15 protein-coding genes and 1 pseudogene are annotated in these 12144 nt (G+C 71.4%); 9 read left to right on the top strand and 7 right to left on the bottom strand.

Annotated elements, in window-relative coordinates; translation table 11 throughout:
* Positions 1 to 2: 2 nt before the first annotated feature.
* On the bottom strand, positions 3 to 1703 hold the full coding sequence (locus A6P39_RS20130) for a bifunctional 3'-5' exonuclease/DNA polymerase (RefSeq protein WP_067046639.1): 1701 nt from the start codon (positions 1701 to 1703) through the stop codon (positions 3 to 5).
* Between the two features lie 91 nt (positions 1704 to 1794).
* Complete coding sequence (locus A6P39_RS20125; protein ID WP_067046636.1) at positions 1795 to 2574, bottom strand: Clp protease N-terminal domain-containing protein; 780 nt, start codon at positions 2572 to 2574, stop codon at positions 1795 to 1797.
* A gap of 268 nt (positions 2575 to 2842) precedes the next feature.
* On the opposite strand from A6P39_RS20125, the gene A6P39_RS20120 reads away from it, so the two are divergent.
* Positions 2843 to 3952 (top strand): DUF2786 domain-containing protein, encoded by a 1110-nt coding sequence (locus tag A6P39_RS20120; RefSeq protein WP_199840818.1) that lies wholly within the window; start codon positions 2843 to 2845, stop codon positions 3950 to 3952.
* A gap of 16 nt (positions 3953 to 3968) precedes the next feature.
* Here A6P39_RS20120 and A6P39_RS20115 read toward each other — a convergent pair whose 3' ends face one another.
* The 3 genes and pseudogenes from A6P39_RS20115 to A6P39_RS20105 form a co-directional block, all read right to left on the bottom strand.
* Complete coding sequence (locus tag A6P39_RS20115; RefSeq protein ID WP_067046634.1) at positions 3969 to 4487, bottom strand: DUF4232 domain-containing protein; 519 nt, start codon at positions 4485 to 4487, stop codon at positions 3969 to 3971.
* A 119-nt stretch (positions 4488 to 4606) separates the two neighbouring features.
* Positions 4607 to 5083: a hypothetical protein gene (locus tag A6P39_RS20110; RefSeq protein ID WP_067046632.1), complete on the bottom strand. Its 477-nt coding sequence runs from the start codon at positions 5081 to 5083 to the stop codon at positions 4607 to 4609.
* 118 nt (positions 5084 to 5201) lie between these two features.
* Positions 5202 to 5380 (bottom strand): annotated as a pseudogene (locus A6P39_RS20105) (30S ribosomal protein S14); the annotation flags it as partial.
* Between the two features lie 63 nt (positions 5381 to 5443).
* Here A6P39_RS20105 and A6P39_RS20100 point away from each other — a divergent pair.
* The 4 genes from A6P39_RS20100 to A6P39_RS20085 all read left to right on the top strand — a co-directional run bounded on the left by A6P39_RS20100 (position 5444) and on the right by A6P39_RS20085 (position 7073).
* A complete protein-coding gene (locus tag A6P39_RS20100) occupies positions 5444 to 5818 on the top strand; it encodes a VOC family protein (protein ID WP_067046630.1) in 375 nt (124 codons plus the stop codon).
* Positions 5819 to 5825: 7 nt separating this feature from the next.
* Entirely contained in the window at positions 5826 to 6173 is a 348-nt protein-coding gene (locus A6P39_RS20095) for an ArsR/SmtB family transcription factor (RefSeq protein ID WP_067046628.1), read from the top strand.
* On the top strand, positions 6170 to 6634 hold the full coding sequence (locus A6P39_RS20090; RefSeq protein ID WP_067046626.1) for an SRPBCC family protein: 465 nt from the start codon (positions 6170 to 6172) through the stop codon (positions 6632 to 6634). Before A6P39_RS20095 ends, A6P39_RS20090 begins: the two co-directional genes overlap by 4 nt.
* 169 nt (positions 6635 to 6803) lie before the next feature.
* Entirely contained in the window at positions 6804 to 7073 is a 270-nt protein-coding gene (locus A6P39_RS20085; RefSeq protein WP_079133423.1) for a DUF397 domain-containing protein, read from the top strand.
* Between the two features lie 105 nt (positions 7074 to 7178).
* Here the strand turns inward: A6P39_RS20085 and A6P39_RS20080 are convergent, their stop codons facing one another.
* Positions 7179 to 7652 carry an ATP-binding protein gene (locus tag A6P39_RS20080; RefSeq protein WP_067046624.1) on the bottom strand — a complete coding sequence of 158 codons (474 nt, stop codon included), beginning with the start codon at positions 7650 to 7652 and terminating at the stop codon, positions 7179 to 7181.
* 367 nt (positions 7653 to 8019) lie between these two features.
* Between A6P39_RS20080 and A6P39_RS20075 the strand changes: the two genes are divergently transcribed.
* From A6P39_RS20075 to A6P39_RS20060, 4 genes are all read left to right on the top strand, one after another.
* On the top strand, positions 8020 to 8844 hold the full coding sequence (locus A6P39_RS20075) for a helix-turn-helix domain-containing protein (RefSeq protein ID WP_067046799.1): 825 nt from the start codon (positions 8020 to 8022) through the stop codon (positions 8842 to 8844).
* A 109-nt stretch (positions 8845 to 8953) separates the two neighbouring features.
* The gene (locus tag A6P39_RS20070) at positions 8954 to 10417 is read left to right on the top strand and encodes an aldehyde dehydrogenase family protein (protein ID WP_067046622.1); all 1464 of its coding nucleotides are present in this window, start codon (positions 8954 to 8956) and stop codon (positions 10415 to 10417) included.
* Positions 10418 to 10533: 116 nt separating this feature from the next.
* A complete protein-coding gene (locus A6P39_RS20065) occupies positions 10534 to 11073 on the top strand; it encodes a DinB family protein (RefSeq protein WP_067046619.1) in 540 nt (179 codons plus the stop codon).
* A gap of 24 nt (positions 11074 to 11097) precedes the next feature.
* Positions 11098 to 11739, top strand: coding sequence for a PadR family transcriptional regulator (locus tag A6P39_RS20060; protein WP_067046616.1), 642 nt, complete (start codon positions 11098 to 11100; stop codon positions 11737 to 11739).
* Between the two features lie 9 nt (positions 11740 to 11748).
* On the opposite strand, the gene A6P39_RS20055 is transcribed toward A6P39_RS20060, so the two are convergent.
* Positions 11749 to 12063 (bottom strand): hypothetical protein, encoded by a 315-nt coding sequence (locus A6P39_RS20055; RefSeq protein ID WP_067046613.1) that lies wholly within the window; start codon positions 12061 to 12063, stop codon positions 11749 to 11751.
* Between the last annotated feature and the right edge of the window lie 81 nt (positions 12064 to 12144).

Below are 12144 nucleotides of genomic sequence, written 5' to 3'. Positions count from 1 at the left end.
GCTCACTTGGCGTCGGCATAGCACTCCACCACCGCCGTCGTGAACGGGAACCGCACCGGTGTCTCGCCGAAGGTCAGCCGCCCGGCGAGGTCGGCGCAGGTGCGGATGGCCCGTGCGACCGTGTCGGCCTCCTCGGCGGGACAGTGCACGATCACCTCGTCGTGCTGGAAGAAGACCAGCTCGGCCTTGAGGCCCGCGCAGGCCTGGCGCAGCGCCGCGAGCATCAGCAGGGCCCAGTCGGCGGCGCTGCCCTGGACGACGAAGTTGCGCGTGAAGCGGCCCCGCGCGCGGGAGTTGGCGGACGCGTAGCCGGGGACCCAGGCCTGGCCGTCGGCCGCCGGTGCCTCGCCGTCGTCCTCGCCGAGGGGGATGCCCGCCTCCTCCGCCGCGTCCTCGCCGGACCCGGCGGCCGGCGGGCAGGTCCGGCCCAGCCAGGTGCGCACGAGCCGGCCCTCCTCGCCCGCGCGGGCCGCCTCGTCGACGTAGGCGACGGCCTTCGGGAAGCGGCGGCGCAGCGCGGCCAGGTTCTTCAGGCCGTCGCCGGAGGTCTGGCCGTAGACCGCGCCGAGCACGGCGAGCTTGGCCTGGTCGCGGTCGCCGGAGAAGGCGCGGTCGGAGACCGACTGGTACAGGTCGCTCTCGCGGCCGGCGACCTCCATCAGGCCGGGGTCGCGGGAGATGGCGGCGAGCACGCGCGGCTCCATCTGGTCGGCGTCGGCCACCACCAGCCGCCAGCCGGGGTCGGCGACCACGGCCCGGCGGATCACCTTGGGGATCTGCAGTCCGCCCCCGCCGTTGGTCACCCAGCGCCCGGTGACCGTGCCGCCGGCGAGGAACTCGGGGCGGAAGCGGCCGTCGCGCACCCAGTCCTGGAGCCAGGACCAGCCGTGCGCCACCCAGATGCGGTACAGCTTCTTGTACTCCAGCAGGGGGGCGACCGCCGGGTGGTCGACGGACTGGATCTCCCAGCGGCGCGTCGAGCGCACCTTGATCCCGGCCTGGGCGAAGGCCTTGACCACGTCGGCCGGCAGGTCGGGGCGCACCCGGCGGCCGAAGGCGGCGGACACCTCGTCGGCCAGCTCGGCGAGGCGGCGCGGCTCGCCGCCGCCCGCATAGCGCTCGCCCAGCAGGTCGTGCAGCAGCTCGCGGTGGACCTCGGTGCTCCAGGGCAGGCCCGCGTGGTTCATCTCGGCGGCCACCAGCATCCCCGCCGACTCGGCGGCCGTCAGCAGCCGCATCCGGTCGGGGTGGGCCGTTTGCTCGTGCCGCCGCAGCTGCTCGGCGTAGACCGCGAGGAGATCGGCCAGGGGCAGGCGGGTGCCGGTGGGCTCGAACAGCGGGGACTGGGCGGCCGGTTCGGCCGCGCGCTGCGGCGGGTCGGGCGGTACGGGGCCGCCCCGGAGGCGGGCCAGGGCGGCGGCGGCCGAACGCGGCTCGCCGTGCCGGCCCTCGTGGCCCAGCAGGAGTGTCTCGGCGTCCTCGATGTCGTAGCACCGCTCCACTCGCACCCCCGTGGCGAGCAGACGCGGGTAGACCTCGGGGGTGGACCGCCACACCCAGCGTGTCACCTCCGGGCGGCTCCGCACCGCCTGGGCGGGATCGCTCTCCCGCCGCACCGGCCCGGCGGGCAGCCCGTCCGGGCCGAGGGGGGCGACGTCCACGCCACCGTCCTCGGCCGGAGCGAGTGCCCAGCGGTCGGTCATGAGTGCGAGTGTGGCAGGTGGCTCTGACAATGGGCCTGACCTGCGACTTACCGCGCCGCAGGGGTCGTCGGCCGCAGCCCTGCGAGGAGCGTCAGTCCGCCGGGGAAGCCGGGTCGTCCGGCGCCTGCCCGACTGCCGTCTCCGCCGCCTTCTGCTGCTCCACCAGCAGGGACAACACCTTGGCGATGTACTTCTCGGTCCCGGCCTTGGTGATGCCGAGGCCGCTGAGGACGCCCTCGCCGTTCTCCTGCTCGAGGAGCGCCAGCAGGATGTGCTCGGTGCCGATGTAGTTGTGGCCGAGCCGCAGCGCCTCACGGAAGGTGAGTTCCAGGGCCTTCTTGGCCTCGGCGCCGTAGGGGACCAGGTCGGGTACGTCGTCCGAGGCGGGCGGGAGCGCGGCGGTCGCGGCCTGTCGCACGGAGTCGAGCAGGACGCCCTGCTCGGTGATCGCCTTCGCCGCCAGGCCCTCCGGCTCGGCCAGCAGGCCGAGGACCAGGTGCTCGGGCCGGCCCTCGGGGTTGCGGGCCGCCACCGCCTCGTTGTGCGCGGACACGACCACCTGCCGCGCGCGCGGGGTGTAGCGGCTGAAGCCCTGGCTGGGGTCGAGGTCGTTGGACTCCTTCGGCACGAACCGCTTCTGCGCCGCCTGCCGGGTCACGCCCATGCTCTTGCCGATCTCGGTCCAGGACGCGCCGGAGCGGCGGGCCTGGTCGACGAAGTGGCCGATCAGATGGTCGGCCACGTCACCGAGGTGATCGGCGGCGATCACCGCGTCCTGGAGCTGGACGAGGGGTTCGGGGTGAACCTTCTTGATGGCCTCGATGAGGTCGTCGAGGCGTACGGATGCCGTGATGTTCGGGTTGGTCGCCATGTGTCAACCGTAGGTTGCACCCCCAGAGGGTGTCAACCGATAGTTGACACCCTCTGGGGGTGTATCCGCGCGAGGGCCGGGCGGTGCGCCCCTCGGGCAGCCGCACGTGGCTACCGTGGTCCCGCCGCCCCGCCCGCCAGTCGCCCCGCCCGCCAGTCGCCCCGCCCGCCAGTTGGCCCGCCGGCAGGTGTCCCGTCCCCGATTGCTTGTCCACAGGCTGTGGACAAGGCTCTGCCCGCTGTCGGTGGGGCATGGCACGATCGACGGCGTGACCAGCACTGCCAGCACCGTCGAGCGGGCCTTCCGGGCCGCGCTGTACGACGACACCGACACCGGCCTCGACACGGGCGCCTCCCTGCTCGCCGCCGATCCGGCCGCGGACGCCGAACTCGCCCGCCGCGGCGAGGAGTTCGTCGCGGCGGCCTGGCAGCGCGGCTGGCAGCCCGCCGACGTCGTACGGCTGGTGCGGCGCGAGCTGGAGGACGGGCACGTACGCCTGACCGCCGCGCTGATCCGGGCGCAGGCCGGGCGGGACCGCCCGCGCGGGCGCCGCTGGAAGGCCCAGCTGGCGGAGCTGCCCGAGGCCCCCGCGCCCGAGGCCGACCGCTTCTCGCAGGCCACCACCGCACTGGAGCTGTACCGCCTGCTGCTGCGCCTGCCCGCCCTGGAGCCGCTGGAGGAGGACCCCCGCCGCGCCTTCGGCCCGGCCGCCTCCCGCATGCTCGCCCGGATCCGCGCGCTGCTCGCCAAGGCCGAGGCGACCGGCTATCCGGAGGAGGCCGAGGCGCTCAGCGCCAAGGCGCAGGAGCTGATGGCCCGGCACAGTGTCGACGAGGCGCTGCTCGCCGCCGAGGCGCCCGCCCCGGACGCGCCCGGGGCCTGCCGGATCGGGGTCGAGCCGCCGTACGAACAGGCCAAGGCGGTCCTGCTCGACGCCGTGGCGGGCGCGAACCACTGCCGCGCGGTGTGGAATGAACCGCTGGGCTTCTCCACGGTCGTCGGCTTCGAGGCGGACCTGGAGGCGGTGGAGCTGCTCTACACCTCGCTGCTGGTGCAGGCCACACACGCGATGACCAGGGCGGAGGCGGCGCAGAGAGCCGGCGGACGCAAGCGGACCAAGACCTTCCGGCAGTCGTTCCTCGCGGCCTACGCCCACCGGGTGGGCGACCGGCTCGCGGCGGTCGCCGAGGCCCAGGTCGGCCAGGATCTGCTGCCGGTCCTGGCCACCAGGGAGATAGCCGTCACCGGCCGGATGGAGCGGATGTTCCCCGCGACCACCACCACCCGGCTGCGCGGGGTGAGCGACGCGGCCGGGTGGACGGAGGGCGCGCGGGCGGCGGACCGGGCGCAGGTCCGCTCCCGTCCACGGCTGGAGTGAGCCGCGGGCGCGGACGTCAGTCGCCGACCTGCTGGAAGGCGCTCACGGAGGCGTTCGGGCCGCTGCCCTGGCCGGCGACGGGGCCGTAGGACCAGGGGAAGCTCCGCGAGGCGGTGGTGCCGGGCAGGGTGATCTTCACGGTCTTCGCGTCCAGGCTGGTCTTGTCGCCCGCCTTGCCGCGTACGTAGGTGATGGTGAAGGTCGCCGAGTCGCCCTTGTTGAGCTTCAGCTTCTGGGCCTTGGCGTCCTTGAGCACCGGCACCTTGGCGTCGGTGCCGGCGGCGCCGAGCACCACGCCGGCGAAGTGGTCCAGGGTGCAGGGGGCGCTCTGGTTGGTGAGGCTGACGGGGATCTCGCCCGTGTCACCGGCGCCCGGGGCCACGCTCGCCGACCCGATCTGCACGGAGACCCCGCCGATCTCGCAGGCGGAGCTGTTTTTGCTGCTGCCGCCGCCGCTCTTGCTCCCGCCGCCGTTGCAAGCGGTCAGCAGCAGGGCGGCGGCGAGGGCGGTGACGGTGAGCGGAATGGCGCGCATGAGCAGGTCCCATCGAGGTCGTGACGGTGCCCCTGCATCATGGCGCCTGCGCCGCGACCCCGTTCGCGCACCCCTGCGGAATCACCGCTTCAGGTGGTCCGTCCCCACCGAGGTCAACGTCACTTCTTCTTCGGGAGGTGCGGCGGTGTCGTCGGCAGGGTGCCGCCCTCCGCCTTGGTGTACGTCTCCTGGCCGGTCTTGCCCGACCAGGTCACCTTCATGGAGTTGGCGTCCACCGAGTCGATCATGCCGGTGATCCGGTCCTTGCTGCCGCCGGGGCAGGTCAGATGGATCATCTGCATCCCCGCCTCGTCGCCCGCGGCGCCCGCGCACCACGACTTGCTGCCGGTGACGAAGAGTCCGGCCTTCTTCTTGGTGATCACCAGGGCCACGATCTTGCCGCCGCTCGTGGTGATCCAGCTGCCCTGGAGCTTGGCGGAAGCGCCGGTCACGGCCTTCGCGCCGGAGGACGAGGCGGGGGTCGCGGCCGCCTTCGACGTGTGCGGGGAGGTGTTCTTGCCGCCACCGCCCCCGCTGCACGCGGTCAGCGCGGCGAGCGCGCCCACCAGGCCCGCGGCCACGGCCGCGGTCCGCACCCTCGCGGGTGCAACCCTCGCACGCGCAACCCTTGCAGTCGCAGAAGTCACCGGAATGCTCCCAAGCTGTAGCGGCCGGCCGCCCTCCGCCGGACGGCCCGCAGCAAGCTACCAGCCGTTACCAGGAGGACTTCCGGATACAGGCAGGAATCCGTTGTGAGCCTGCTCGCGCACGTTCACCGGGACGGGCGCAGGCGCGCGGGCGGCCGCGCGGCCGGTGTCCGCCTGGTCGCGGTTGCGCACGCGCGTGGCGCTCGCGTCCCGCGGTTGCCCCCGCAACCGGCGACGCGCGGAGACTCCTATAGGTAGGAAATCGCCTACGGTTGACGCGTAGGGAATTGCCTACCTATTCTTCCCGGCATGACCATCACGCACGCCTCATTCGTCACGCTTCCCGTCTCCGACCAGGACCGTGCCCTGCGCTTCTACCGGGACGTCCTCGGGCTGGCGGTCACCGCCGACCGGGACCTGCCCCAGGGCCGCTGGCTCCAGGTCGCGCCCGAGGGCGCACAGACCGTCTTCACGCTCGCCGGGCCGGGCATGGGCGATTTCGAGCCCGGCTCCGCGCGGGGGATCATGTTGGTGACGACCGATGTCGACGCCGACTGCGCCCGGCTCGCCGGGGCGGGCGCCGAGGTCCAGGGCCCGGACGAACTGCCCTGGGGCCGTATGGCCTCCTTCACGGACCCCGACGGCAACGGTCTGATGCTGCTGACGGAGAAGGAAGGCTTCTGACCACTCGATGAACGGGACCGGTACGGCCGCCGAGGACCGCGTCTTCGCCGCGCTCGCCAATGCCACCCGCCGCGAGGTGCTGCGGCTGCTGCGCGAACGCGGACCGCAGCCGGTCCAGGCGCTCGCCGACCACTTCGACATGCGCCGCCCGAGCCTCTCGGAACACCTCAAGGTGCTCCGGGAGGCCGGCCTCGTCTCCGAGCAGCGCGCCGGGCGCCGGCGCATCTACCGGCTCGAGGCAGCCCCGCTCGCCGATGTGCAGGACTGGCTCCATCCGTACGAGCGGTTCTGGCGCGAGCAACTGAAGGGCCTCGGTGATCTGCTCGACCGCATGCCCGACGATGGCCGGTCATGAGCAACCAGCCGGACGAGGACCTGACCACCATCCGCGTCGACCAGTTCTTCCCGCATCCGCCCGCCAAGGTCTGGCGCGCCCTGACCGAACCCGAACTGCTCGTCCAGTGGCAGATGCCCGGGGCCGGGGGCTTCCGGCTGGAGGTCGGTCATCGATACCGGATGACCTCCGTCCCGCGTCCCAACGCCCGCTTCTCGGGCGTTGTGGAGGTACGGGTCCTCGCGTACGACATCGAGCGGATGCTGTCCCTCCGCTGGGCGGACGCCGATCCGGCCAACCCGGCGGACTGGACGATCACCTGGACCCTGGAACAGGAAGGGCGCGGAACGCGTCTGTTCCTAGTGCACGAGGGGTTCGATCCGGACGACCCGGCTCAGATGATGGCGCGGAAGATCATGGACGGGGGATGGCGGGGGCATGTCCTGCCTGCTCTGGGGCAGACGCTGGGACGGCACGGCTGATGCGGGCGTCTCCCGGCGAGTAAAACGAACGTCAAACCAGTAACCATGGGACCACCGCGCGTGCACGTGCATTTGCCCATGCATCTGCACGTGAACGAGGTTATGATCCGGATCAGTTGACTACAGCATCCATGGCCACACCAGCCAGTGCACCACCGGGGAGCGACCTGTGGACCGCGACGTTGACGGCGTGTACGGGGGGTACGACGTGTACAACGGCATGGCTGCCGCGCAGCTGGACGGAGTGGCCTGGCAGAAGAGCAGGCACAGCAACTCGCAGGGCTCCTGCGTCGAGTTCGCCCGGCTGCCGGGCGGCGACGTCGCCGTGCGCAACTCGCGCTTCCCGGACGGGCCGGCGCTCGTCTACACACGCGCGGAGATCGAGGCCATGCTCCTCGGCATCAAGGACGGAGAGTTCGACCACCTGATCGTCGGCTGACACGGCCGTGCCCGCGGGGCCCCGGGTGGCAATGATGTCGGGGCGGGAGGCCAGGCGCCGGGGTGACGCGCGTAGAAACAGGGCGTCACTCGGTGCCGCGGTGCGTCAGACGGCCGGCCGGAGCCGGAACAGCGCCCAGACGACCTTGCCGTCGAGGGTGCCCGCGAGCGGATGCCAGCCCCAGCTGTCGGCGAAGGAGTCGACCAGGAACAGCCCGCGCCCGGACTCGGCCGAGAAGTCGTCCGAGTCGCGCGGGGCCGGGGTCTCGTGGCTCGGGTCGCGCACCGCGCACACCAGCCGCTCGGTCCAGCGCATCAGGTGCAGCCGCACGGCGGGGGCGTGCTCGGAGCATCCCGTGTCGGCGGTCAGGCCGTGGCGCAGCGCGTTGGTGACGAGTTCGGAGACGACCAGGCATATGTCGTCGAAGCGGTCGCCGACGTCCCACTGACCGAGGGTGGCGCGGGTGAAGCGCCGCGCCTCGCGCACCGTTTCGTAGCGGGCGGGCAGGGCGCAGGAGGCGGCATCGGACACGGCAGCGGGATCCAGCGGCGGAAGGCCCTGCCGTAACGGCTTGAGCATGGTCGATCCATTCGTTCCCATGCGAGGCACTCCCGGGGAGTTCGCGGTCGTTGCGATGCAGCGGTGGCGCGGCACCATGGTTTCGGATGCGCAGAGCAGATGCAAGGGCAGATGCACGTGCACGCGACCGAAATGGCACTGCCCGTACCGCTTCTAGGCCATTTTTTCTGCCATCTTCACCGCTGTTGTCGCCAGTGGTCCTGACCTCTTCCCGGCCAGGTGCAGGCAGAAACGGCCCGGCTCTTTCCGTTTCCGTAACCGGACGAGTACTGCTCGAAGTGTTTTAGTGGCAGACTGCGGGCCCTGAAGACGGTTGGGGAGGCTGGCGAACGTGAGCGCGGGAGAGCCCGGATCGGTGGTGCGGCGGATGCTGCTCGGCTCGCAACTCAGGCGGCTGCGTGAAGCACGGGGGATCACGCGCGAGGCGGCGGGTTACTCGATCCGCGCCTCCGAGTCGAAGATCAGCCGGATGGAGCTGGGCCGGGTGAGCTTCAAGACCAGAGACGTGGAAGACCTGCTGACGCTGTACGGCATCACCGGCGAGGCGGAGCGCGAGTCGCTGCTCTCCCTCGCCCGCGAGGCCAACGTGGCGGGCTGGTGGCACAGTTACACCGACGTCCTGCCCAGCTGGTTTCCCACCTACGTGGGCCTGGAGGGCGCCGCCTCGCTGATCCGTGTCTACGAGGTGCAGTTCGTCCACGGCCTGCTGCAGACCGAGGAGTACGCGCGCGCGGTGGTCCGGCGCGGCATGAAGGGCGCGAGCCCGGACGACATCGAGCGCCGCGTCGCCCTGCGTCTGGAGCGGCAGAAGCACCTGTTCGCCCAGGGCGCCCCCGAGTTCCACATCGTCCTCGACGAGGCCGCGCTGCGCCGCCCCTACGGCGACCGTGCGGTGATGCGCGGCCAGCTCCAGCACCTCATCGACGTCTCCCAGCGGCCCAACGTACGCCTGCAGGTGATGCCGTTCAGCTTCGGCGGGCACTCCGGCGAGAGCGGCGCCTTCACCGTGCTCAGCTTCCCCGACGCCGACCTGTCCGACGTCGTCTACCTCGAGCAGCTGACCAGCGCCCTCTACCTGGACAAGCGTGAGGACGTCGCCCAGTACGAGCAGGCGCTCAAGGAACTCCAGCAGGACAGCCCGGGCCCGGACGAGAGCCGGGATCTGCTGCGCGGGCTGCTGCAGCTGTCGTAAGCGGTTTCCGGTCTTGCCGGGTCACCTTCAACTCGCTTGAGACACAAGTACGATGACGTGTGATCAGACCTGGCGTAGATCTGGTGTCCGCTAGCGATTGAGGGATCACATGGCGTCGTCCTACTTCAGCGACCTGGCCCAGCAGTACATCGGCGGCGAGTGGCGTCCGGGCACGGGCTCCTGGGACGTCATCGACTTCAACCCGTACGACGACGAGAAGCTGGCCTCGATCACGGTGGCCACCGTCGACGAGGTGGACCAGGCCTACCGGGCCGCCGCCCGCGCCCAGAAGGCATGGGCCGAGACCAACCCCTACACCCGGCGCGCGGTCTTCGAGCGGGCGCTGAGGCTGATCGAGGACCGCGAGCAGGAGATAGCCGACCTGATCATCGCGGAACTGGGCGGCACGCGCGTGAAGGCCGGTTTCGAGCTGCACCTGGCCAAGGAGTTCCTGCGCGAGTCGGTCCACCTCGCGCTGCGTCCCGAGGGCAAGATCCTGCCTTCTCCGGCCGACGGCAAGGAGAACCGCGTCTACCGGGTGCCGGTCGGGGTCGTGGGTGTGATCAGCCCGTTCAACTTCCCCTTCCTGCTGTCGCTGAAGTCGGTCGCCCCGGCCCTCGCGCTCGGCAACGGCGTGGTCCTCAAGCCGCACCAGAACACCCCGATCGCCGGCGGCACCCTGATCGCGAAGATCTTCGAGGAGGCCGGGCTGCCCGGCGGCCTGCTCAACGTCGTCGTCACCGACATCGCCGAGATCGGTGACGCCTTCATCGAGCACCCCGTCCCGAAGGTCATCTCCTTCACCGGCTCGGACAAGGTCGGCCGGCACGTCGCGACCGTGTGCGCCAAGAACTTCAAGCGCTCGGTGCTCGAGCTGGGCGGCAACAGCGCGCTGGTGGTGCTGGACGACGCCGACATCGACTACGCGGTGGACGCGGCGGTCTTCAGCCGGTTCGTGCACCAGGGCCAGGTCTGCATGGCGGCCAACCGGGTCCTCGTGGACACCTCCGTCGCCGAGGAGTTCACCGAGAAGTTCGTCGCCAAGGTCCGCACCCTGAAGACCGGCGACCCGCGCGACCCGCAGACCGTGATCGGCCCGGTGATCAACTCCCAGCAGGCGAACGCCATTTCCGGCGCCGTCGAGCAGGCGGTCGCCGAGGGCGCCACGGCCCTGGTGCGGGGCACCACGGAGGGCAACCTGGTCGCGCCCAGCGTGCTCACCGACGTCCCCGCCGACTCCGCGCTGCTCCAGCAGGAGATCTTCGGCCCGGTCGTCTTCCTCATCCCGTTCACCGGCGAGGAGGAGGCCGTCCGCATCGTCAACGACACGCCGTACGGCCTCAGCGGTGCCGTCCACACCGGTGACATCGAGCGGGGCGTCTCCTTCGCCAAGCAGATCGACACCGGCATGTTCCATGTGAACGACGGCACGGTCCACGACGAGCCGCTCGTGCCGTTCGGCGGCGAGAAGCACTCCGGCATCGGCCGCCTGAACGGCGAGACGACGCTGGAGGCCTTCACGACCGTCAAGTGGATCTCGGTCCAGCACGGGCGCAGCGGCTTCCCGTTCTGAGGCACCTTTCTCGACGCGGCGGGGCCATTGAGGTCAGGATCTGACCTCAATGGCCCGTAGCTTCGGTCTTGTCAGGGGGCGAAGCGCCCCGGCGGCACCAGGGAAGGCGGCCGGCCATGGTCAAGCACGTACCGGCGGAGGCACAGGGCGACGAGCGCGGGGCGCTGCTCGCGTTCATCGAGGAGCAGCGCGGCGGCATCCGCCGGGCCCTGCTCGGGCTGACCGAGGAGCAGGCCCGCACCCGCCCCAGCGCGAGCGAGCTGTCGCTCGGCGGACTGCTCAAGCACGTCGCCGAGGTCGAGCAGAGCTGGATCGCGCGGGCGAAGCAGGAGCCGCCGGCGGTGCACCGCGACCAGTCGAACTGGCACGAGTGCTTCCAGCTGACGGGCGACGAGACGGTTGCGGGGCAACTGGCGTACTGGGAGCAGGTGGCGGCCGAGACGGAGAAGTTCGTCCGCTCCGCGCCGAGCCTGGACGACACCTTCCCGCTGCCCCCGGACCCGTGGTTCCCGCCGGAGGGCCGGGTCTCGCTTCGCTGGGTGTGCCTGCACCTGATCCGCGAGACCGCCCGGCACGCCGGCCATGCCGACATCATCCGGGAGTCCCTGGACGGCAGGACCGCCTTCGAGCTGGTGGCCCAGGAACAGGCGGGGTAGCCGTACGGCAATAACCTGGACCGCATGTCAGCGATCCGTCTTCTCGTGCTGGGCGCGGTCCGCCAGCACGGGCGGGCCCACGGCTACCAGGTGCGGGGCGACCTGGAGTACTGGGGCGCGCACGAGTGGTCCCACGCCAAACCGGGCTCGATCTACCACGCCCTGAAGCAGATGGCCAGGCAAGGGCTGCTGCACGCGCACGAGATCGCGCCGTCCACGGCGGGCGGCCCGCCGCGCACCGAGTACGAGCTGACCGAGCGGGGCACCGAGGAGTACTTCGCCCTGCTGCGCGCCGCGCTGGTCACCTACGACCAGCGCGGCGACGTCAAGACGGCGGCCATCGGCTTCATGGTCGACCTGCCCCGGGCCGAGGCGGTGGCGCTGCTGAAGGAGCGCACGCGCCGGATCGAGGCGTGGCGGGCCTCGGTGACCGAGCGCTATGTGCCCGAGGAGGGGCCGGGGCAGCTCGGTCACATCGGCGAGATCATGCACATGTGGGTCCACACGGCCGATTCCGAGGCCGCGTGGACCCATGGCCTCGTCGAGCGCCTGGAGAACGGCGCGTACACCTTCGCGGGCGAGGGAGAACCGTTCGTCGGCATCCTCGCCGAGGACCAGGAGAACCCGTACGCGACGGGGGAGCAGCATCCGGGGGACGACCGCTGAGCAGGCGGGTCAGAGCCCGTCGCTCTCGGCGGCAGCGGCGTCGTCGTGCACCGGCGCCGGCACAGGGGCACCACGGCTCTGCGCGATCCGGAGTACGGCGGTCAGCGCCTCGCTCATCCGGGCGAGCAGGAAGCAGAGTTGGGCGGGTGTCGACCGGTCGTCGTCGAGCAGGTCGCTCGCGTGCCCGAGCAGGTCGTGGGCCATGCCGAGCTGCACGCGCTCGACGGTGTCGGCGATCCGGGACATCTGTCCCGATCCGTCGGTGACGAGATAACAGGGCTTCCCCTCATGGCCCGTCCAGGGCAGCAGCCGGATCTCACTCATGTCGCGAACTCGCTTTCTGTGGCGAACTGATCACACTGTGCTGCCGCGCGGGCTAGCCTCGCCAGAGAGGAGCAGGTGACA

The sequence above is a fragment of the Streptomyces sp. FXJ1.172 genome (genome assembly GCF_001636945.3).
Lineage (GTDB): Bacteria > Actinomycetota > Actinomycetes > Streptomycetales > Streptomycetaceae > Streptomyces.
Note: the sequence above shows the minus strand (reverse complement) of the source record. Positions and strands in the feature narration are given on the sequence as shown.